General features: G+C 52.1%; 19 protein-coding genes. 9 read left to right on the top strand and 10 right to left on the bottom strand.

The window, feature by feature from the left end:
- Positions 1–51: 51 nt before the first annotated feature.
- A complete protein-coding gene (locus AYI96_RS11775; protein ID WP_143078329.1) occupies positions 52–390 on the bottom strand; it encodes a hypothetical protein in 339 nt (112 codons plus the stop codon).
- A gap of 293 nt (positions 391–683) precedes the next feature.
- Between AYI96_RS11775 and AYI96_RS11770 the strand changes: the two genes are divergently transcribed.
- Entirely contained in the window at positions 684–1,601 is a 918-nt protein-coding gene (locus tag AYI96_RS11770; protein ID WP_144361659.1) for an IS5 family transposase, read from the top strand.
- A 440-nt stretch (positions 1,602–2,041) separates the two neighbouring features.
- Here AYI96_RS11770 and fabR read toward each other — a convergent pair whose 3' ends face one another.
- Entirely contained in the window at positions 2,042–2,656 is a 615-nt protein-coding gene (gene fabR, locus AYI96_RS11765) for an HTH-type transcriptional repressor FabR (protein ID WP_025010659.1), read from the bottom strand.
- Between the two features lie 143 nt (positions 2,657–2,799).
- Here fabR and AYI96_RS11760 point away from each other — a divergent pair, with 143 nt between their 5' ends.
- The 3 genes from AYI96_RS11760 (at position 2,800) to mnmH (ending at position 6,194) form a co-directional block, all read left to right on the top strand.
- Positions 2,800–3,906 (top strand): acyl-CoA desaturase, encoded by a 1,107-nt coding sequence (locus AYI96_RS11760; RefSeq protein ID WP_039035978.1) that lies wholly within the window; start codon positions 2,800–2,802, stop codon positions 3,904–3,906.
- A gap of 132 nt (positions 3,907–4,038) precedes the next feature.
- Positions 4,039–5,082: a selenide, water dikinase SelD gene (gene selD, locus AYI96_RS11755; protein ID WP_144361658.1), complete on the top strand. Its 1,044-nt coding sequence runs from the start codon at positions 4,039–4,041 to the stop codon at positions 5,080–5,082.
- Positions 5,079–6,194 (top strand): tRNA 2-selenouridine(34) synthase MnmH, encoded by a 1,116-nt coding sequence (gene mnmH / locus AYI96_RS11750; RefSeq protein ID WP_071475700.1) that lies wholly within the window; start codon positions 5,079–5,081, stop codon positions 6,192–6,194. The genes selD and mnmH overlap by 4 nt, the downstream gene beginning before the upstream one ends.
- Positions 6,195–6,280: 86 nt before the next feature.
- Here the strand turns inward: mnmH and AYI96_RS11745 are convergent, their stop codons facing one another.
- The 5 genes from AYI96_RS11745 to AYI96_RS11725 all read right to left on the bottom strand — a co-directional run bounded on the left by AYI96_RS11745 (position 6,281) and on the right by AYI96_RS11725 (position 11,814).
- Positions 6,281–8,152, bottom strand: coding sequence for an MFS transporter (locus AYI96_RS11745; protein ID WP_039035975.1), 1,872 nt, complete (start codon positions 8,150–8,152; stop codon positions 6,281–6,283).
- Positions 8,143–8,757: a TetR/AcrR family transcriptional regulator gene (locus tag AYI96_RS11740; RefSeq protein ID WP_071475701.1), complete on the bottom strand. Its 615-nt coding sequence runs from the start codon at positions 8,755–8,757 to the stop codon at positions 8,143–8,145. Before AYI96_RS11740 ends, AYI96_RS11745 begins: the two co-directional genes overlap by 10 nt.
- A 248-nt stretch (positions 8,758–9,005) precedes the next feature.
- Positions 9,006–10,361: a glutathione-disulfide reductase gene (gene gorA, locus AYI96_RS11735; protein ID WP_045283799.1), complete on the bottom strand. Its 1,356-nt coding sequence runs from the start codon at positions 10,359–10,361 to the stop codon at positions 9,006–9,008.
- 128 nt (positions 10,362–10,489) lie between these two features.
- The gene (locus AYI96_RS11730) at positions 10,490–11,026 is read right to left on the bottom strand and encodes a hypothetical protein (RefSeq protein WP_071475702.1); all 537 of its coding nucleotides are present in this window, start codon (positions 11,024–11,026) and stop codon (positions 10,490–10,492) included.
- Positions 11,027–11,106: 80 nt separating this feature from the next.
- Complete coding sequence (locus tag AYI96_RS11725; protein ID WP_083399745.1) at positions 11,107–11,814, bottom strand: hypothetical protein; 708 nt, start codon at positions 11,812–11,814, stop codon at positions 11,107–11,109.
- A 389-nt stretch (positions 11,815–12,203) separates the two neighbouring features.
- Here AYI96_RS11725 and prlC point away from each other — a divergent pair, with 389 nt between their 5' ends.
- Together prlC and AYI96_RS11715 are read left to right on the top strand one after the other, a co-directional pair.
- Positions 12,204–14,243: an oligopeptidase A gene (prlC, locus tag AYI96_RS11720; protein WP_144361657.1), complete on the top strand. Its 2,040-nt coding sequence runs from the start codon at positions 12,204–12,206 to the stop codon at positions 14,241–14,243.
- Positions 14,244–14,357: 114 nt separating this feature from the next.
- Positions 14,358–14,888 (top strand): thioesterase family protein, encoded by a 531-nt coding sequence (locus AYI96_RS11715; protein ID WP_025009092.1) that lies wholly within the window; start codon positions 14,358–14,360, stop codon positions 14,886–14,888.
- Positions 14,889–14,896: 8 nt separating this feature from the next.
- Here AYI96_RS11715 and AYI96_RS11710 read toward each other — a convergent pair whose 3' ends face one another.
- On the bottom strand, positions 14,897–15,550 hold the full coding sequence (locus tag AYI96_RS11710; RefSeq protein WP_039035965.1) for a glutathione S-transferase family protein: 654 nt from the start codon (positions 15,548–15,550) through the stop codon (positions 14,897–14,899).
- Between the two features lie 385 nt (positions 15,551–15,935).
- On the opposite strand from AYI96_RS11710, the gene AYI96_RS11705 reads away from it, so the two are divergent.
- The gene (locus AYI96_RS11705) at positions 15,936–16,625 is read left to right on the top strand and encodes a DNA-3-methyladenine glycosylase I (protein ID WP_144361656.1); all 690 of its coding nucleotides are present in this window, start codon (positions 15,936–15,938) and stop codon (positions 16,623–16,625) included.
- A gap of 696 nt (positions 16,626–17,321) precedes the next feature.
- Here the strand turns inward: AYI96_RS11705 and AYI96_RS11700 are convergent.
- The gene (locus AYI96_RS11700; protein ID WP_144361655.1) at positions 17,322–19,430 is read right to left on the bottom strand and encodes an ATP-binding protein; all 2,109 of its coding nucleotides are present in this window, start codon (positions 19,428–19,430) and stop codon (positions 17,322–17,324) included.
- Positions 19,431–19,432: 2 nt separating this feature from the next.
- Positions 19,433–20,815 carry a sigma-54-dependent transcriptional regulator gene (locus tag AYI96_RS11695; RefSeq protein ID WP_039035395.1) on the bottom strand — a complete coding sequence of 461 codons (1,383 nt, stop codon included), beginning with the start codon at positions 20,813–20,815 and terminating at the stop codon, positions 19,433–19,435.
- A gap of 280 nt (positions 20,816–21,095) precedes the next feature.
- Here AYI96_RS11695 and AYI96_RS11690 point away from each other — a divergent pair, with 280 nt between their 5' ends.
- Both AYI96_RS11690 and AYI96_RS11685 read left to right on the top strand, forming a co-directional pair.
- Positions 21,096–21,908, top strand: a complete 813-nt coding sequence (locus AYI96_RS11690; protein WP_039035396.1) for a substrate-binding domain-containing protein — start codon at positions 21,096–21,098, stop codon at positions 21,906–21,908.
- Complete coding sequence (locus AYI96_RS11685; protein ID WP_039035397.1) at positions 21,905–22,612, top strand: ABC transporter permease; 708 nt, start codon at positions 21,905–21,907, stop codon at positions 22,610–22,612. Before AYI96_RS11690 ends, AYI96_RS11685 begins: the two co-directional genes overlap by 4 nt.
- Positions 22,613–22,614 lie beyond the last annotated feature (2 nt).

Below are 22,614 nucleotides of genomic sequence, written 5' to 3'. Positions count from 1 at the left end.
TTTTAATCAAGGATAATACTGAAATAAACTTAAGAACAGTAAGGTTGAAAATCAGCCTAATGTCATAATCAAGGAGGCTCGCCAACGACGATAATGATATGGCAAAATAGGTTGTGGCAAGACCCAGCGAGATTCACTGTCACTCTTGTAAAGCGGAATATCTTGGCTTCTTAAGAAACGCTCCAAACGAAAAGGGTGTAAACGACAAAAAATAATGTCACAGCCTGCCAACTGCTCAACGTGTAACTCATCTTTTGATATGCAAAGTCCTGCATCCATCAGCCAATAAAGTGTCTGATGATAAATTTCATATTTATGCTGTTTTAGAAAAGCTATGCCCCAACCTGGTTCAGCCGTTAATGCCAACTCTCGGTAAGTTCTGAAATCCATTTACAGCCTCCAAAAGATAGTTTAGGCAGACTATAAAGGCTTGCTTCAATTATATCGTTAAGAAAAATCTCTATTAATGTAAGAAAGTTCTGACATTGAAGTTCTGTCAAATCTCATTACTAGTAACCTGTCCAAATAACTCTCTTTCATGACATTGCTGACTAAAACAGACTAAAAATATTTTCCATAGTAAGCTAATAGCGGGTTTTCTAGACGGCGTTGTTGCCTAAATAAGCGGAACCTTTTTCGCTTTCCATGATCTGATCTTGCATAACAGGTCTTCGGTCAGTTTCATGGGTAAGTCAGAACGCAATATCACCAATTGGAAGCAATACAATCAGGCATTAGTCAACCGTGGTTCGGTTACCTTCTGGCTGGACGAGGCAGCGGTTAACGCTTGGCATTGCACAAAGCATCACGGCGGTCGTGGCCGTGGCTTTCAATTCAGCGACACCGCCATCGAAACCGCCTTGATGCTCAAAGGGATTTTTAAGCTGTCATTACGTGCGACCGAAAGGTTCATCAACTCCTTATTTCAGCTGATGAAAATACCGTTAATTGCTCCAGACTACAGCTGTATCAGTAAACGCGCCAAGACGGTGAACGTCAAGTACCGCAATCCCTCAAGAGGTGCGGTAGCGCATGTTGTCGTCGATGCCACAGGCCTCAAAGTGTATGGCGAAGGTGAATGGAAAATGCGTAAGCATGGCAAAGAAAAACGTCGGGTTTGGCGCAAGCTTCATTTGGCTATCGATGCCGCTACACATGAAATTATCGGTGCGCAAACAAGCCTTGAAACTGTAGCAGATAATGAAGTATTTCCAGCGTTACTGGCTCCCCTAAGACGCAAGCTTAGACAAGTCTCCGCTGACGGGACTTACGATACCAAAGCTTGTCATAAATTATTGCGACGAAAGCAGGCGAAGCCAACGATTCCACCCCGCTCAAATGCCGGATACTGGGAACCAGGGCATCCTCGAAATGAAGCTGTGGATGCACTCAAGGCAGGAGAGTTGAAGCAATGGAAATTGATGAATCACTACCATCAGCGTTCCTTATCTGAGACCGCCATGTATCGCTACAAACAACTCATTAGCGCCAAATTAAGTTTGCGTGACTATAACGGGCAGGTGGGTGAGGCATTGGCTGGGGTTAAGGCATTAAACAAAGTCATAAGACTGGGTATGCCTGTTCGCCAGAAAATCTCGTAAAGCAGCTGAAAGCCTAGGGGTAGTTGCGTTCAAGCGAATGATTTGATCAACAACGCCTTTCTAGACTGTTACTAATGCAGTCTCCGAGTATGACGGAAAATAATCCTCTGCATTGAGAGCTGTGGAGCACTGCGTTATCCGACTTCGACAGACTCCGGCATACCTTCAGGCAGATGCCTTGAATGCCAATTGCTGTGCAAGCCACTCTCTACAAAAGAGAAGGCCACAAGGACTTATTCTCACCTTCCTTAAACGCTTACATTCAAAAGGTCTCTATCTACTAATAAGCACTTGCTGCAAAAATTAAAAGTATCAGGAATTTAGAAACCGATGTAATTGGGGAAAGGCACGATAAGGTTCACCAAATCTAAATAGGTCAGATTGATCTATTTAGATTTGGTTGACCGTTATTTTTTACCAGAAAAATTTACATCATCAACTTAGCGGCTATCGCGCTTTTGCTGCAACGCTTCGGCGCCCGTTGCCACCATTCGCAGTTGAGTCACCAGTCGGTCGGCCAGAATCTTGCGATCGGCCCGTTTCATATCCAGGGCGGCGGCGCCGGCATTGAACACCAGAGTCACCAATGCTTCGGCCTGTGCCCTGGCCAACTCAGGGCTGCGGCCGGCGGTGTCCTCGGTGTAGTGCGCCAGTTCCGAGATAAAGTGTTCAATCTCCCGCGCCACAGCGGCACGAAAGGCGGCCGAGGTGCCTGAGCGTTCATGCAGCAGGATCCTGAATACGTTGGGGTTGGATTCCAGTACTTCCATAAAGGTGTCGACCGAGATGCGGATAACACTGCCGCCGGCCTCGGCGCGCTGACGTCCCTTACGCATCATCTGTCTCAGCGTCAGGCCACCTTCATCGACCATGGTCAGCCCTAGCTCATTCATATCCTTGAAATGACGGTAGAAAGAGGTTGGCGCTATATTGGCTTCCCTGGCCACTTCCCTAAGACTCAGGCTGGAAAAGCTACGCTCGGCACTCAGTTGATTGAATGCTGCATCCACCAAGGCGCGGCGGGTTTTCTCTTTCTGCTGTGCTCTGATACCCATCTTTATTCCATTCACTGGATCTGTTGCGCAAATAATACAGGCTTTACTCAATAATCACATCCTCGGCTGGTGTCACTGTGATTGTGCTCCAATAGCAACTTAGCATACACTTGTTAGCTTAAAGCGTTTTGGAAGTCATCATAATGAAAAAACCTCCCCTCATCTGGACCAACCTGATCCTCTTCCTGCTGACGTTTGCCGGTGCCTGTATTCTGGTGCCTTGGCGAGGCATCAGTCATGGTTTTGAGCTCAGCGAGTGGCTCACCTTCGTACTGTTGGCCTTCGCCAGTGGTTTGTCTATCACCGCCGGTTACCACAGGCTGTGGTCACATAAGGCTTATAAGTCTCACCCTGCCGTGCGTTTCCTGTTTGCCCTGGGCGGTGCGCTGGCTTTGCAGAACAGTGCCTTGCATTGGGCTTCGGATCATCGTATCCATCACAAGCATGTGGATGACAATGACAAGGATCCCTATTCAGCGAACATGGGTTTCTGGTATAGCCATATTGGTTGGATGCTCAGGGAATATCAGGCACAGCGTTATCACGACTATAACAACGTCAGAGACCTGCAAAACGATACCATAGTCATGTGGCAGCATAAGCATTATCTGCTGCTGGCACTATTGATGAATGTGGGCCTCCCCGCTCTGCTTGGTTGGTTGAACGGCGATATCCTGTCGATGTTGCTGCTGGCCGGTCTGCTGCGCCTGGTAGTAGTGCATCACTGCACCTTTTTTATCAACTCGTTGGCGCATATCTGGGGCAAACAACCCTATACAGATCGCAACAGTGCCCGAGACAACGGCGTGCTGGCACTGTTTACTTATGGTGAGGGTTACCATAACTTCCACCATATCTTTGAAAACGATTACCGCAATGGTATCCATTGGTGGCATTACGACCCTACCAAGTGGCTGATCCGTTTCCTGTCCTGGTTTGGCCTGACCAAAGATCTGCGCAAGAGCCCCCAGGAGCGCATCGAAGCCGCCAAACTGCAGATGCAACTCAAGCGCGCCCAGCATAAGGTGGCCCATCTGCCCAATTGCGAGGAAATCCTGGAAAAGCTGCAGGCAGAATACGAGGAATTGAAGAGCCACTTGCTGGCCTACTTTGAAGCCAAGAAGGCGCTGCTTGAAGCACGCAAGCAGCAATTGGCCGATAAGCATCTGCTGTCTCAGGTGACGGAAATGCGCTTACGTTTTCGCGCCCAACGAAAACAATGGCGCCAACTGCAAGCCAGCATAGCCTAAAACCTTGTCGTAGCCACCCAAGGCCTGGCGATCGGCTTAACAGAATTTACCTGAGTTGTGAAACGGTCGGCTTGTACTGCGGCCGTTTCTGTTTATGATCAGGGGTTATTTCAATCACTCAGGGACCCGGCTATGTCAGATCAGTCAGTAAAACTCACGGAGTACAGCCACGGCGCAGGTTGCGGTTGCAAGATTTCTCCCAAAGTCCTCAGCACCATTTTGGCCTCTCAATTGCCGGACTTTAAAGATCCCCGCCTGTTGGTCGGCAACCAGAGCCGGGATGATGCGGCCGTGTATCAGTTGGATGATCACACGGGCATTATCAGCACCACAGACTTCTTTATGCCGATAGTCGATGACCCTTTCACTTTCGGCCGTATCGCAGCCACCAATGCCATCAGCGATATCTATGCCATGGGCGGCAAGCCTATTATGGCGATTGCTATTCTGGGCTGGCCGGTGAACAAGCTGTCACCCGAGATTGCCCAGCAGGTAGTGGATGGCGGACGCCAAGCCTGCATGGATGCCGGGATCATGTTGGCCGGAGGCCATAGCATAGATGCACCCGAGCCTATTTTCGGCCTGGCAGTAACCGGCACAGTGGCACTGGAGCACCTCAAGCAGAACGATACCGCCAAGGCGGGTGACAAGCTCTATCTCACCAAACCTCTGGGAATTGGCATACTGACTACGGCACAAAAGCAGAAGAAGCTGACACCGCAGGACGTCAATATCGCCCCCGAAGCCATGTGCCAACTCAATAAAATAGGTGCCGAATTCGCCAAGATAAGCGCGGTTCACGCCATGACAGACGTGACGGGCTTTGGTCTGGCGGGCCACCTGCTGGAAATGTGTCAGGGCTCCAACCTCAAGGCCAGCATAGATACCGCCAAACTGCCGTTGCTGGAAAAAGCCTCCGAGTATCTGGCTATGGGTTGTATCCCGGGCGGCACCCACAGAAACTTTGACAGCTACGGTGAGCACCTTCCCGAGGTTTCCGAGCAACAAAAGGCCTTACTGTGCGATCCGCAAACCAGCGGCGGCTTACTTATCGCTGTCGGCGCCGAGGGTGAGGCAGAACTGCAGCAACTGCTGACCAGCCAAGGGCTGGAGCTACACTGCATAGGTGCGCTCGACTGCCGCGACGACAGTCAGCAGTGGGTGGAGCTTATATGAGTCGACAGATAATCGCGCCTGCAGAATACCGGGAGATCTTCCTATCCGATCGTCCCCTGGTCGATCTGCGGGCGCCGGTTGAGTTTGCCAAGGGTGCCTTTCCTGCCAGCACTAACCTGCCATTGATGAACGACAGCGAAAGGCAGAAGGTAGGCACCTGTTATAAAGAGCATGGGCAGGCCGCCGCCATAGAGCTCGGCCATTCGCTGGTCAAAGGCAAGATCAAGGCCGCGCGTATTCAAGCCTGGCTGGATTTCTTCAGCGCCCACCCAGATGCCAACCTCTACTGTTTTCGGGGTGGTCTGCGCTCTCAACTGACCCAGCAATGGATCCGCGAGGCTGGTCTTGAAGTGCCCTATATTCAGGGCGGCTACAAGGCGATGCGCCAATACCTTATCGATACCATAGATAACACCCCGCAGCAGCAACAGCTGTTGATCCTCAGCGGTATTACCGGCTCAGGCAAGACAGAGTTTATTCTCAGTCGCAGCGAGTCTGTGGATCTGGAAGGTACAGCCAATCACCGAGGCTCAAGCTTTGGCAAAAATGTCACGCCACAGCCCAGTCAGATCAATTTTGAAAACAGCTTGGCTCGGGAGCTGTTGAGGCATCAAGAGAGGCAAGAGTCCTGCCTGCTGCTGGAAGACGAAAGCTTCCTGATAGGACGCCGCGCCATACCCAAAGTCTTTTTCAGTGCCATGCAGCAGGCGCAGGTTTTGGTGTTGGAAGAGCCACTGGAGGCCAGGCTCCCCCGCCTTCTGGATGAGTATGTGCACAAGATGCAGCGAGGTTTTGAACAGCATTATGGCGCCGAAGAAGGCATGGCGGCGTTCGGTGCCTATCTGCGTCAGAGTGTCGAGGGCATACGCAAGCGTATGGGGCACCAACAAACTGAGCAACTGCTGGAGCTGGTCGACGCAAGCTTGCAGACACAGCAGCAACGCAACACTACAGAACAACATCTGGAGTGGATCTCACTGCTGCTGGAGAAGTATTACGACCCCATGTATCAGTACCAGCTGGAGAAAAAGGCCGAGCGGATCATCTTCCGCGGTGACCGTCAGGCCATTCATCAGTGGCTGGATGAGAGGCGATCAAACCGCCAGCAATGAGTGTAACGACGGGCCATCAAGCTTAATTGGCTCTTCGGCAAACAAAATGAGCCCGGCTGCGACCGGGCTCTTTCGTTGACATGACCTTAGCTATCAGATTTAGCCAGCAGATCGGCTACCCGCTGCTGCAACGAGTGACGGCTCTCTTCTGCGCCGGGTACCTGAGCTGCGATATTGACCTTAAGCCTGGACCAGAAACGTCTTGGCCGGGTCGTCAGGGCATGGCCATCTTTGTGGCTGAAATAAGATCCCCACAAACCTTTGAGCGCCATTGGCACCACAGGCACAGGATCCTTTGCCAGTATCTGTTCGATACCGGGCCGGAACTGATGCAATTCACCGTCGGGAGACAACCTACCCTCAGGGAAAATACACACTAACTCTTCATTGGTCAGCGCCTGGTGGATACGCTCAAAGGCCCGGGTATAGGTATCAATGCACTTTTTCGGTGAGCAGATAGGGATCACCCCGGCGTGGCGGAACAGATACTTGAGCAAAGGCATTTCACTTATGCTCTTATCCATCACAAAGCGCACCGGGCGAGTGGATGCTCCCAGCAGCACCAAGGCATCGACGTAACTGACATGGTTACACACCAGCACGGCAGCCCCCTGCTTGGGGATGTTTTCCCGGCCTTCCACCTTGAGACGATACAACAAATGGCTCAGCAGATAACTGATAAACCTCAGCGTAAACTCAGGCACCTGGCTATAGACATACAACGCTACCACGGCGTTGAATACCGCCAGCAGAGTAAATAACTGAGGAATCGACAGGCCCACCAGCTCCAGCAATATTATCGACAATATCGCCGAGCACACCATAAACAGAGCATTGATGATATTGTTGGCGGCTATGGCTTGGGCACATTCACCCGGGGCCGAGCGCGACTGAATAAAGGCATACAGAGGCACAATAAACAGGCCGCCACTGACCCCCACCATAAACAGTGCCAACATCAGCCTGAAGTGTTCACTGCGGCCGACAAACTCACTTATGTCGTAGAGATATCCCGCCGGCAGTTGGCTGTAGTCAGGAATGGCCCACAGCAGATCCAGGCCAAAGAAGGTTAACCCGGCGACCCCGAAAGGCAGCAGCCCCAGCTCTACATGACCAAAGGAGAAGCGCTCACAAACAAAGGAGCCGACCGCAATACCTATGGAAAACAGCGCCAGCAGCAGTGACACCACAGTGGCGTCCGAATGCAGCGAGCCTCTGGCAAAATTGGGGAACTGGGTCAGGTAGGTGGCACCCAAAAACCAGAACCAACTGATCGCCAGAATCGCCATCCAGATTGACGGCGTTTGCCGTACCCGCTTGATACTGGCCAAAGTACCGGACAAGGGTGCAAAGCGTACCTTGTCTATCGGCAGCGGCGCCGGCAATGATGGAATCGCCCGGCTGGAGAGGAAACCGGCCAAGGCCAGCACACATACGGTTATTGCGGCCCACATCAGGCCGTTATCACTGGTTACCAACAGCCCGGCACTCAGGGTGCCTATCAAAATAGACAGAAAGGTGCCCATTTCCACCCAGGCGTTACCGGTGACCAACTCATCTTCTCTAAGCGCCTGCGGCAAGAGCGAGTATTTTACCGGGCCAAAGTAGGCCGATTGGGTGCCAGTGAGAAACAGCAGCAGCAACATCAACATATAGCTTTGCGCCATAATCGCCGCGGCGGCGCAGGACATGATGATAAGCTCCAGCAGCTTTAATCTGCGGATCATCAGCGCCTTGTCCATATTGTCGGCCACCATGCCCGCATGGGCAGAAAACAGAAAGAAAGGCAGAATGAAAATCCCCGCCGCCAGATTGACAAACAGATCCACACTCATCGGCAGGTTCTCGACCTGGCTGTAGGTCACCAGCAGCAGCAACACATTTTTGTAGATGTTGTCGTTAAGCGCCCCCAGACACTGAGTGGCGAAATAGGGTAAAAATCGTTTGCTCAGGAACATACGCCATCCTCCTGTTGCATTGCTGTCCACCACAAGTGCACCTGAAATGTCAGTAACTGCAACCAAGAAGCCTGACTGAAGAGCTTATCGTCCAGCGCCAGGCCGGTCAGCCCATGGATACTGCTCCAGAAGCTGCGACTGGCGAGTGCCAGCTTGGATGAGGGCAAGTTTGGCAACAAGTCACCGAGTTGCAGTTCGAGCAAGCCTATCAGCTCGGCAATCAGCTGTTGTTGCGATTCCGGCAGAGGTTCTTCCGGCCCCAGATGTAAGGCAAACACCAAACGAAATGCCTGGGGTTGGCTATGGGCAAACTCGGCATAAGCCTTGGCCAGTGCCAACAGCTTCTGCTCGCCGGTTGCGAATTTTTGTTCACACACCAGCTGTATTTGCTCAAGCAGACGCTCCAAGACCCTGGCGGATACGCTCAGGAGCAGATAGTTGTAGCTACCAAAGAGGTTGATTAGGGTACTGGGGGCATAGCCCACTTGGGAGGCGATCCGCCTAAGACTCAGGCTGGTATATTCCTCCTGCGTCAACAACTGCTCGACGACATCCAGTGCCATGAGGCGGATCTCTTGATGACTGTGTTCCTTACGTCTTGCCATAGTGTCCATTCCTGAAAAGAGATGGCAGCAGACTAACAGCCTTTAAAATAAAAAACAATGTTCACAATGTGACATTTTTTAATCAGAATTACGAAAGGCAATTGATATCTTCTAAGGTAATCACTACCTAAAAGTACACCAAATAATATGACTTCAGCTTACTGCCTCTAGTTCTAATAGGGTCAAAACGACAATAGGCCAGAAGCACTGCTTCTGGCCTATTTTACCTGTGATATGCATCCACTTGTTTAACGCATGGTAACAAACTCTTCTGCGCCTGTTGGATGGATAGCAACTACGGCATCGAAGTCAGCCTTGGTGGCGCCCATCTTGATGGCAACGCCAAAGCCTTGAAGGATTTCATCCATGCCAAAGCCGATACCGTGGATCCCGACAACTTTTTCATCGGCGCCGGCACAAACCAGCTTCATCTTACAGGCTTGACGGTGCGCAGTAACCGCTGTGTACATGGAGGTAAAGGATGAAGTGTAGACTTTCACCTGATCCTCACCGAAACGTTCTTTGGCCTCAGGCTCTGTCAGCCCCATGGTGCCAATTGGCGGGTGGCTGAAGACCACTGTCGGGATGCAGTCATAGTCCATCTTGGCATCCGGCAAGGCGCCAAAGAGACGCTCTGACAGCAAGCGACCCGCCTTGACGGCAACCGGTGTCAGCTCTACTCCGCCAGCCATGATGTCACCGACACAGTAAACCCCTTTGGCGCTGGTGTTTTGCTGGGCATCTGTTATCACATATCCCTTGGGATCCAACTGCACATCGGTATTTTCAAGGCCGATATTGCCTGTGGCCGGTGCCCGACCTATGGCCCAGATCAGGCAGTCCACTGTGTACTCTTCAGCGTTTTCCAGCACCAGAGTCAGGCTGCCATCGGCGTTTTTACGCACTTCCTTGGGAATGCTCTGGGTATGCAGCGAAGGCCCTTCGCTGGCCATGGACTCCATCAGTGTTTCATAGAGCATGGGGTCGAAGTTACGCAGCGGCGCATGTTTGCGTACAAACAGATGGGTTTCACTGCCCAGGGCATGCAATACACCGGCAATTTCTACCGCGATATAACCGGCACCCACTACGGCTACCCGCTTGGGCTGTTCACGCAGGGCAAAGAAACCGTCCGAGTCTATGCCATATTCGGCCCCGGGAATGTCGGGAATGCTGGGCGCGCCACCGGTAGCTATCAAAATATGCTCGGCACTGTAGTGCTCGCCGTCAACCTCAATAGTGTGGTTATCAACAAAGCGGCCATAGCCGTTAACCACAGTGACCTTGTTGTTGGCCAGACCGCGTTCATAGGAGCCATGGATCCGTTCGATATAGGCTTCACGACTGGCCACCAGCGTGTTCCAGTCAAACTGGTTGACGCTGACATCAAAACCGTAATCTTTGGCATAGAGATGCATGGCTTCGGCCACTTGGGCGCCATACCACATGACCTTCTTGGGCACACAGCCGACGTTGACGCAGGTACCACCCAGATGTTTGGCTTCAATCAGCAAGACCTTGGCGCCACGCATAGCGGCTCTGTTGGCTGACGCAATACCACCGCTGCCCGCACCCAGGCAGATATAGTCAAAATGTTGTGCCATGTTTATCTCCGTAGATTGATACTGACTCACTCGCCCAACAGGGCGACCTCCCGTCTGGCGGGATACTTGTGAGCCATTGTAGGGGGATTCAGATCAAGTGACCAGACCAGAGTCTGCCGGTAAAAATTTCAGTGGTACAAGCTGCAGCGGGAATAATCCTGGGTCTCTGGCCCTGAGCCTGAGCACTTGAGGCAACGAAACTGCTGTTGATGCTCGCCGAGTTCAGCCTGCAAATATCTGGCAGTGTGGGAATCTTTCTGCCTGAGGCGCCGCTCCAGCTCTGTCATTCGCTTATCCAACCAGCGACAACTGGGATCATCGGCGATTTGGCGGCGAGGCTTGGATGGCTTCTTTTTTCGGGATTTGGTTGGTTTACTGTCGCGCGAGGCCTTGGGCAGGGGCGCAGACTCATATTCAAGTGCGGCTTCAAACTGCTGTGGAATGGCAATAGGATTGCCCTCGCTGTCGAGCACCCACCCCAGAGGGAGCGAACCAGGCTCTTTGCCCGGGTCGCTGAGTTGCTTATCTATTGAGGGCTCTGAACCCGACACTGGATTCAGGTCTGGATTCAGGTCTGAGCTTGATTCGGCCTGGGATTCAACCAATGGGGCGACTCCCAACCAAAGGAGCAGGCAGCAAAGCCCGCCGATTCTGTAGGTTAACATTCCCTGTCCCTCCGCATCGATCCGTCGACGCTGTTTGTCTTCACATCAGAGTCTAGAAGCTGCGGTGAATGTTAGCCAATTTAAAACTGCCACTCTAGATGCAAGCCGGCATAAGACTGAGCCAGATCGCCATGCCAATCCTCCTCTTGCGCCTGCTGCTTGATATCGTCCTGCGCTATGCTGTGGCTCAAATGCAAGGAAGCCACCAAAGAAGGGGTTAATGAGTAGCATGCCTCTACACCAAACTGCAGATGATTGGGGCCATCATGAGTCTGGCTGGCATAGCCAAAGTCGAATCCCTGAGTCACATAAGGGGTCAGAGTCAATTGCTCGTTCACTTGCCAGTGGCTGTGCAGGCTCAACTCCACAAAATAACCCGATGCTTCAGTAGCATAGGTATAGTTAATCGATGGCGTCAGCCAACTCAGCCCCTGATAGGCGAGATAGGCGTACACCTCATTGTCATGGCCGCGCTCATCACCGTAAAACTCCAGTCGCTGCATGCCGACACCGGCTTCCACTGATTCGAGTGGGTTGAAACAGTATTCCACCCCGGCATTGAGCTCGGCGTAGTTAACACTGTCGGCTCGGCCAAACAACACGAAGGCCCCCAGGCCATCACGGCTATGGTGAATGCCACTCCAGGCAATCCCTCCCGCAGACAAGTTGTCACGCCCTTCGGAAACATAATGGCTGTCCCACCCCAGCATGAGTTGGGTTTCGGCGGCCTCATCGGCCAATAATGGATTACAGCACAGGAGTGTCAGCAGCGAGAGCAAATAGCGCATAAAACGTACCAAACTTACAAAGTAAAGCCATTCTATTGCATCAACCAAACGTGTAAATGATAATGAATCGCGTTTTAGATCCAGTTATCATTTATAGTATTTTTGTGCATTGACGGTAGGCTCTCTTCCTCGGTAGCAGTGACTCGTGACTCACGAGTATTTCTTTGCCGAGTTTGATGGCTATGTTTCACTGCTATGTTTCACTGCTATGTTTCACTGCTGTGTTTCACATCTGTGCCACTGCTATGGCACCAATCGCTTTTATCACCTTGATAAATCAAAGCGGAACCCTTATCTATTAGCCACGCCCCTGAATATTCGCCGCCATGGCGGCAAGACCAGGCACCCAATGCAGGCCCTATGGCCCACGCCCAAAGAGAGGACAGACAATGACCAATCCGCTGCTGACAGCACAGGAGCTGCCACCCTTTTCCAGTATCAAGGCCGAGCATATTCAACCGGCGGTCGAACAGGCCATAGCCAAATGCCGCGATAAGATAGAAGCCGTGCTGGCCGCAGGAGGCCCCTTCACTTGGGAGAACCTGGTGGCCCCCCTGGAGCAGGTGGACGATGAGCTGAGTCAGATCTGGTCGCCGATTTCCCATATGAATTCAGTACTCAGCAATGAAGAATGGCGCGCCGCCCACGATGCCTGCCTGCCACTACTGTCTGAGTATAGCACCTTTGTCGGCCAACATCTGGGCCTGTATCAGGCCTATAAAGAGCTCAAGGCCTCGGCGGAATTTGCCCAGCTCAGCCAGGCACAACAGACTGTGATAGAACATAGCCTGAGAGACTTCGAACTGTCGGGAATAGGCCTCAATGATGAACAAAAAGCCCGCTATGGAGAGATTGTAAAGCGTCTGTCTGAACTCAGCAGCACCTATTCCAACCAACTGCTGGATGCCACACATGCCTGGAGCAAGCTGGTTACCGATGAAGCCGAATTGGCCGGTCTGCCAGAGTCTGCCATTGCCGCCGCCAAGGCGATGGCAGAGGCCAAAGAGCAGCAAGGTTGGCTGTTCACCCTGGATTTTCCATCCTATCTGCCGGTCATGACCTACAGCGACAACCGCAGTCTGCGTGAAGAGTGCTACCGCGCCTTTGTTACCCGCGCTTCGGATCAAGGCCCCAATGCCGGTGAGTTCGACAATGGCCCGCTGATGGACGAGATCCTGAGCCTGCGCCATGAGTTGGCACAGTTACTGGGCTTTGATACCTATGCCGATAAGTCTCTGGCCACCAAGATGGCGCAATCGCCCGAGCAGGTTATCGCCTTCCTCAATGAGCTGGCGCTGCGCTCCAAGTATCAAGCCAAGGCCGAGTTGGCCGAACTCAAGGAGTTTGCCAAGGAGCATTATGGTGTAACCGAGTTGGCGGCCTGGGATCTGGGTTACTACGGCGAAAAACTCAAGCAGCACAAGTATGAGATATCTCAGGAAGAGCTACGTCCCTTCTTCCCCGAAGACAAGGTGCTCAGCGGCCTGTTCTACACCATCAAGCGCTTGTTCGGCATGGATGTCAAAGAGCAGCAGGATTTCGACAAGTGGCATAAAGATGTGCGCTTTTTCCACATATTGGATGCCGAGGGCGAACACAGAGGCAGCTTTTATCTGGACCTCTATGCCCGTGAAGGCAAGCGGGGCGGCGCCTGGATGAATGATTGCCGTACCCGACGTATGACGGCCACAGGCCTGCAAAAACCGGTAGCCTACCTCACCTGTAACTTCAATCGCCCTGTGGGTGACAAGCCGGCGCTGTTTACCCATGACGAAGTCACTACCCTGTTCCACGAATTTGGTCATGGTATTCACCATATGCTGACCCGCATCGATATCGGTGGGGTTTCCGGCATCAATGGCGTACCTTGGGATGCCGTGGAGCTGCCAAGCCAGTTTATGGAGAACTGGTGCTGGGCCGAAGAGGCGCTGGCGGAGATCTCCGGCCATTATCAGACCGGGGAGCCGCTGCCCAAGGCGATGCTGGACAAGATGCTGGCCGCCAAGAACTTCCAGTCCGGCATGATGATGCTGCGGCAACTGGAGTTTTCTCTGTTCGACTTCCGCCTGCATCAGGAGTTTGATCCGGCCAAGGGCGCCCATATTCAGCAGATGTTGGATGAGGTTCGACGCCAGGTGGCAGTGGTCACACCGCCTGAATTCAACCGCTTCCAGAATGGCTTCGCCCATATCTTTGCCGGAGGTTATGCCGCCGGCTACTACAGCTACAAGTGGGCCGAAGTGTTGTCTGCCGATGCCTTCTCCCGCTTCGAGGAGGAGGGTATTTTCAACGAGAGCACAGGACGCGACTTCCTGCATAACATACTTGAGATGGGCGGCAGTGAAGAGCCTATGGTCCTATTTACCCGCTTCCGTGGCCGCGAGCCCAGCATAGACGCACTGCTGCGTCACTCGGGGATCCAAGCCTGAGACTGAAGCAATTGATTAGGCGCCTTAGGGCGCCTTTTTTGTGAGCCAGTTCTCGCTTGCCGTCTGGTATGACCTTTGGTAGCCTTTAATGCCTCTCAACTCTTGGACCCTTTGATGAACCTCTACTTTCGCCTGTTTTGGCTGCTGCTCTGGCGAGTGCGCCGGGCAAACGATATCGGTTTTCTCGGCACCAGCCGCATCCGTTATCGGGCTTTACCGAGTGACTGTGACATCAACCTGCACCTGACCAACTCCCGCTACCCGGCATTTATGGATCTGGCCCGCACCTATATGATGGCCGAAATGGGCTTGCTGAAGCGCTTTCTAAAACTGAAATGGATGCCGATAGTCAATGCCGCCGAATTCACTTATGTAAGGGATATCAGGCCATTACAGCAGTTTGAAATTGCCTCTCGCGTGGTTGGCTGGGATGAAAAGTATTTCTACATAGAGCAACGTTTCCTGTCGGACAGAGGCCTGCATGCCATAGTGCATGTCAGAGGTTTGTTCGTCTGCAAACGCAAACCTGTACCCACGGAAAACCTGTTGACGGAAGCCGGGTTCGATGAGACCACGCCCGAGTTACCGGCGGAGATCATCAAGTGGAAGTCATTCCTGGATCTCAAAAAGGCCCGCAACAGCTGAATTCTTGTTCAGGGGATGGGTCTGAGCCCGCTGCTGGCCTCCTCCTGAGCCAGAGTTACTTCATCCTGCACCAACATCCAGGAACCTCGCAATTGCGCCTGCAGCCAGTAGCGCCCCAAATGCTGGTAATCCAGTAAATTGAAACTGCGCTGCAGGTAACCAAGACAAGGAATTAAGGCACAATCGGCCAAAGTGAACCCATCTCCGCACAGCCAATGATGCTCAACCAGGCGCAAGTCCAGCGCCCGCAGGCAAAGTCTGAGACGGTTTTCAATTTGACGCTGCACCAGAGGAAGTTGCTGTTCTTCCGGTAAGCTATATTGCTGTTCCAACTGATAGAGGCTGTTGTTAAGGTCGTTGTCGGCAATTCTGTCATAGAGACGTACTTGCAGATTGAGCTCGGGCTCCTTGGGCAACAACCGGGTGCCGGCGGCCATTTTATTGTCCAGATACTCTATGATAATGCTGGATTCAGGCAACAGGCTGCCGTCCTGACACACCAAAAGTGGCAGCTTACCGGATGGATAGAAATGCAGATAGTGTTGGCGCTCCAATGGATCCTGCAGATCCGTTACCCGGGGAAAGAAGTTTGCCTGCTTTTCATAAAGTGCCAGCAGCACCTTTTGCGAATAACGCGACAATGGATGGTAGTAAAGCTCCATAGACAGGGATCCCCATGGTTACCAACTTTAACTTTAGTTGCTGGCTACCGCTTAGGGAAGGCGTGAACAGTTACCATGAGTGCCGCGAGCAGTTATCCGTCCTCTGTTTAGCCCTACTTCTGCTTGAGAAAGTCCCACATGTAGAGATGTGATGAGCACCTTTTCAGTCGGTAAACTTGCTAGCTGATTTCAAAGTCTCCACTTTGTTCTCAATCGCCATTTATGACATCAAACGTCTGTTGGGGCTGAACGTTCACTGAAAAAGCCCCGCTTGATCAGTCTTGAAACCAAGCCTCAAGTATGACTGTTAATCCGCTGCCATCTTTACCCCGATTGGTATTACACTGGTGCGGCAGCAACTGAGCCAATCAAAAGGGAAAAGCACATGATCAAGCCGGAAGATTTTGCCACCATCTATGCCAGAGCCTGTGAGCGTAAAGGTGGCGCCGAGCAACTGGAGAACCTGTTACCCGAAATCTGTCCCACTGAAGAATTGCTGGAATATACAGATGCCGAGTTGCTTTCAGCACTCAGCAAACAGGTATTTCAGAGTGGTTTTGTCTGGAAGGTAGTGGAACACAAATGGCCGGCCTATGAAGAGGCCTTCTTTGGCTTTGAACCCATGAAAGTGTTGATGCTCTCCCCTGAGCAGCTGCAGGCCAGAGCTGAGGACAGTCGCCTTATTCGCCACCAGAAAAAGACCCAGGCAATTTATGACAACGCGCTCATGGCGCAGGATATTGCCAGAGAACACGGCAGCCTGGCCCGTTACATCGCCCTCTGGCCAGTGGAGGAGATCACCTCACTGTGGCAAGAGCTCAAACGCCGTGGGGCACGCCTGGGTGGCAATACCGGCCCCTATTTTCTGCGTGGTATAGGTAAAGACAGCTTCCTATTGACCGCTGATGTCCAAAACTATCTCAAGAGCCACAAACTGGTAGATGCAGGCTTCAGCTCAAAGAGCGGCCTGGCCCAGGTACAAGCTGTATTCAATCATTGGCAGCAGAGCAGCGGCAGGAGCATGGCCGCCATCAGCCGCATCCTGGCTTGTAGCACAGGGGATAATCGTATCTGAGGCCTGAGATAAATTTGACTTAAATACAAACAAAATAGTTGCAATCGAAAATGAGAACCATTATCATCTGTTTTGCGTTCCAAAACTCATCCTTAACTGAGAGTCAGTTAACCGCTAGTCGACTGAGATTTGCTTGAAGTTATGGTGTTCCTGAGTTTGCAAAGCACGACATTGCTCACACACTCTTTTAGGCCGGGTTAACTACCCGGCCCTTTTTTTTGGCTGATTGTTATTGTCTAAGCTTTATGCCCCTTATCCCCACTAACTATTTCTCCCTCTCACTGCTATTCAAAAGTTTGATGCCCTTCGCTACAAACCAATATTGGGAGAATCAGGCACCAAGAAAGGGGCCGAAATCTGGATTTAGCAGCAAAACTGCCAATGGTTTTCGACCAGTGATTTAGATTCAAACGCATCAAAAAACCACTTACTAATCAAATATTTTTGATAAACACCCAAGATGAGAACAATTAGGCCGGAAAGATTTTATCTAGAAAGGGCAAAAAACAGTTGCAAACATAAATGAGAATGATTATTGTTAACTCGCGTTCCAAAACTCATCCTTAGCTTTAGGCCCGCAGTACCCGCTGAGAGTTATGGTGTTCCTGAGTTTGCAAAGCACGACATTGCTCACACACTCTTTGTGGCCGGGTTAATTACCCGGCTCTTTTTTTGTTTACACGCCAAGCCTATAACCTACCCGAACAGCAGACCATCATAGGGGCCTGACTGATCCTCTTTAGCTATATGATAAATACTGACAGTAAACTGCGTCCCCTTACCCAGAGTCGAACTGACCTCTATGGTGCCGCCTATACGCTTGATAATACCGTAGCTCAACGACAAGCCCAGCCCGGTACCATCCTTACGGGTGGTATAGAAAGGATCGAATATCCGGCTCAATTGCTCCTGCGGGATCCCTGAACCTTCATCTTCAATCTCTATCTTGATCCCCACAGGTTCATCCTGTTCCACCCAATCATAGGTGCGGATCCAGATCCGCCCCTTGCCATCCATAGCATGAGCGGCGTTGACCACCAGATTGATCAACACCTGCAGTAATTGTGGACGATTCACCTGCACCGGATAACTGGCGTTCAGCTCAGGCAACAACACCACTTCCTGCTTACCCAATGAGTGACGCACCAGCAGCTGCATCTCTTCAATAATAGGTGTGATTTGATGCATCTCCAGCGGCGCATTGAATTCACCGGGACGACTGTACTGCAGCAAGCTGCGAATAATTGTACTAATACGGCCTACCTGCTGGATGATGAGGTCTATTTCCTCCTCAACGACCTCAGCGTTGTCACCAAGCTCCACCCGCAGCAGTTCCATATTACCGAGGATTACGGCGGTAGGGTTATTGATCTCATGGGCAATCCCAGCGGTCAATTCCCCGAGGGCGGTCAGTTTTTCATTGGTCACCAACTGCTGACGGGTTTCGTTCAGCAATTGTACGTTGCGCTGCAACTCTTCGGTTTTTTCCTGCAGGCTACGGGTACGTTCCTCGACCTTCATCTCCAATTGCTCGGCTGCCGCTTGAATTTGCGCATTGCGGCGCTGCAACAAATCGAGCATACGGTCAAACTGCTCTGCCAGGTTGGCCAGCTCATTGTCTCTGTCCAGTCCCAGCTCGCCGATACGCAGGTTACGCCCGGACTGCACCGCCTTAACCACTTGATGAATTCGTTCAATCGGTTGCAATAAACTGTAAGCGCCGCGATAAACCAAGAGTCCGGAAACCAGCAACACCAACATCAAAATGGTGCCCAACTCTATGATATTAAGCAGATAGTTGTGGATAAAAGGCGACTCGGAAAACCCGGAATAGATCATGCCTATCCGTTGACCGCGGATATCGGTCAACGGCGCATAGGCCGAGATAAACCAGTCATTGTAAACAAAGGCTCTATCAACCCAGAGTTGGCCTTTGACCAACACCTGCTGACGTACCTCCTCCGACACCAGTGTGCCCAATGCCCGGCCGCGATTCTCATCTTCTTTGGGGAAGAAATGCAGAGGCACATTGGTGCTGATACGGATATTGTCGAGGAAGATGGTCACAGTGCCTATGGAACGTTCCGGCAGTGTGCCCTTGTCATAGACCAGATCGCGAATATGATCGACGATGCGAGTGTTGCGGTTAAACAAGATCCCACCATCCAGATACCAGCCGATCTTGCCGTTTTCATCGGCTACCGGCAGCAGGCTGCGGCTGAGCATACCCCGCTCTTCAACTTCCCTATCGGGATTTTGTGCCCTCAAGGTCATTTTCACCGGGATCTTGGCACGTTCGGCCAACTCGGGATCGATTCGCGCCAGCCGCGAGCTGGAGAGTACCATCAACCCGGAATAGGCGCTTTGTCCCTGAACCAAGGGCAACATCTGCCGCAAGTCCGGATCGGCCGCCGCATCGGCGATTCTAACCAGACGCAAAAAATCGAGATCCAATGCCTTGCGTTGCTGATCCAGAAAAACATTGAGCTCTTTCTTTTTCAGCTGTTTACCTTCGAGTATAGAGCGAAAGTGGGTCTGGAAGTCGAAGGACTGCATCACATGTTCCAGCTGTTTTTCCTGGCGCTCCTGCACGGCATCCAAGGTGTTATTGGCCACGGTCAGGTCTGCTTTGACCTTCATAAACAGCTGTTTGCCTGTGTAGCTGATGTTCCAGTAAATGGTGATAAACACCAGGCTCACCAGTGTCAGCAAGATGGGCAACAGAGTCAGGATCAGAATGCGATAACGCACCTTTGCCTGTAGCTGCTGCCAGCTCAGGCCAAAGAGCCGTTTGAACAGTGACAAGCTCAGACCTCCGACTCGCAGTCAAACCACTCTTTGTATTTACGATCCAGTGTCTTGCGAGACACTCCCAGCACCCGGGCTGCCGCCGACTTGTTGCCTCCGTGGGAGTCAACGACGGCGGTGACATGGTCTTTCTCCACATCCTTGAGCGCCCAGTCGTGGGGATAGCCAGGCTGAGCATTCAGTTCGGCCTTGGGCTGTTCTTTCCAGTATTCCGCCGGTGGCTTACCGAGCAGAATGCAGCGCTCTATCATGTTACGCAATTCGCGGATATTCCCCGGCCACTGATGTTGCTGCAGTTTGAGCAGGTCCTCATGGCTCCAGACCACCTCTTTCACCCCGAGCTCTGCGGCCAACTGACGGGTAAAATGATGGGTCAATTCCACCACATCATCCGGCCTTTCCCGCAATGGCGGGATCACTATGTCGAGCACATTGAGACGGTAAAAGAGATCGCGGCGAAAATGCCCGGCTTCAACCTCTTCGGCCAGTTTACGGTTGGTTGCCGCTATCACCCGAACATCAATATTGACTTCTTTCTCGCTGCCAACCGGACGAATCGCTTTTTGTTCCAGCACCCGCAGTAAGGCCGTCTGCATTTTCAGCGGCATTTCCCCGATCTCATCGAGGAAGATGGTGCCGCCGGAGGCAAAACTAAATAAGCCTTCCCTATTGCCCTTGGCGCCGGTAAAGGAACCTGCAGTATGACCAAAGAGTTCACTTTCCAACAACTCTGGGGCAATGGCGCCGCAGTTAACCGGTACAAAGGGGCCCTGACGACCACTGAGCAGGTGAAGTTGCCTGGCCACCAGCTCCTTGCCCGTGCCGGACTCGCCTTCGATAAGCACTACGGCATTGGTCGGTGCCACTCGCTCAATCACCCGCTTGACCTCCATCATGGCATCACTGTTGCCTATGATGGTGGAGGAGTAGCCGCTGGACACTTCCCGGCGCAGCATCAGGTTTTCCCGCTTCAATAAGCGCCGCTCGATGCAGCGATCGACCGCCTTCATCATCTGCTCAAGATGAAAGGGCTTCATGATGAAGTCGGAAGCGCCGGCCCTAAGTGCCTGAATAGCCACTTCCATATCGGCATAGCCCGTCATAAAGATGATGTCGGAACGCCGCTCTTGATCATCCAGCGCCTCACGCCACTCAATACCTGAGCGGCCGGGCAGACGTATATCCACAATCAGCAGATCGAAGTGACAACGGCTTCGCAGTTGTTCAGCTTCTTCTATGCTGGCGGCGGTTTCTACCAGGGCAAATTTCTTTGCCAGCGCTTTGTTGAGGAAACTGCGCATACCGGGCTCGTCGTCGACGATCAACACGGACACGGCAGAAGGCATTGGCTTAGACTTAAGTGGCTTTTCTATCTGGCTCATATTGTCGGCTTCAGGACATTTTGACTCAATTGAAATAGATTCTATCATTGATACGGTAAAAATTGGTCACTATGAACCAGCGAAAAAGCCGATTGGGACAATTTGTCTGACACTTATTTACCAAGCTTGGGATCCAGTTCACATATTGGATCCCTCAATATCGGTTTATAGCTGACATTCATCTTTGGCACCCAAATTGCTTTATTGGGTGCGAGTACAAGGCCGTGGCCCGCTGGCTTATGGGTTCGGCACACTTATAAAATCATGCCAAGGAGCAATAATGTTGAACTTGAAACAACTGCTAGGTCTTGCCATTGCGGCAGGCCTGATGATCTCTGCCCCGGCTTCCGCTCAGGAAACCATCAAGCTGGCCACCACCACAAGTACTGAAAACTCAGGTCTGCTGGGTTACCTGCTGCCAAAATTCGAATCTGAATCAGGTTACAAGGTACAGGTGATCGCCACAGGTACAGGTAAAGCCCTGAAACTGGGTACCCAAGGTGACGTGGATCTGGTGATGACTCACGCTCCTGGCGCAGAAGCCAAGTTCGTTGCCGACGGTTTCGGTGTTGAACCTCGCGGTATCATGGAAAACGACTTTGTTGTCCTAGGCCCAAAGAACGACCCTGCCAAGGCTCGTGACAGCAAGAATGCCGAAGAAGCCTTCGCCAAAATCGCCAAGTCAGGCGTACCTTTCGTATCCCGTGGTGATGACTCAGGTACTCACAAGAAAGAACTGTTGATCTGGAAAGCCGCCAACGTGACTCCAGACTTCAAAGGCTATACTTCTGTAGGTCAAGGCATGGGTAAAACCCTGCTGATGGCTAATGAACTGCAAGGTTACACCCTGTCTGACCGTGGTACTTTCGTGGCTTACAAAGCCAAACTGGACCTGAGTATCGACTTCGACGGCGGCGCCACTCTGGCCAACCCTTATCAGGTTATCCTGATCAACCCTGCCAAATACCCTGATCTGAATCACAAAGGTGCACGTGCCTTCAGTGATTGGTTGATTAGCAAAGAAGCACAAAGCATGATCAACAGCTATAAAGTTCAAGGTGAACAACTGTTCAAGGCAACTTACGGCAAATGAGTGAAGGCTGGTTAGCCCTTATACAGCAGGCCCTCGGCCTGCTGTTTTCCAGAGACCCCGAAGTCTGGTCTATTATCTCCGTCTCTTTCTCGGTATCTTTCGCGGCACTGCTGATCACCTTGCTGCCGTCCATGATACTGGGGTTCGCCCTGGCGTTTGTTCAGTTTCCCGGTCGCTGGCTGGTAACCAACCTGGTGCAAACCCTGCAATCCATTCCCACTGTGGTGGTTGGCCTGTTGGCTTATCTACTACTGACCCGTAACGGTGCCCTGGGCGACCTGCGCTGGCTCTTTACCCAAAAGGGGATGATCCTCGGGCAGATGATGATCTGCGCCCCGGTACTGATAGCCATGAGCCATGCCGCCTTCACCAGTGTCGACCGCCGCGCCTGGGAAACCAGCCGCACCCTGGGTGCCAGTTGGAGCTCGGCTATCTGGGTGGTTTGCCGCGAGCTGAGAGTACCGCTGTTACTGGCGATTATCGCCGCGTTTTCCCGTATCATTACCGAAGTCGGCTGTTCCATGATGGTTGGTGGCAATATAGCCCATGTTACCCGTAACATACCCACCGCGATTTCGCTGGAAACCAGTAAAGGGGACTTCGCCCAGGCCATAGCCCTTGGCTTAGTGCTGCTGGTGCTGGCACTGATACTGAATTTTGCTCTGGGTACTCTGCGCGGCAGGGCCAATCCCAGAAGTCATTAGGA

It is taken from the genome of Shewanella sp. MSW (genome assembly GCF_007636515.1).
Classification (GTDB): domain Bacteria; phylum Pseudomonadota; class Gammaproteobacteria; order Enterobacterales; family Shewanellaceae; genus Shewanella; species Shewanella indica.
Note: the sequence above shows the minus strand (reverse complement) of the source record. Positions and strands in the feature narration are given on the sequence as shown.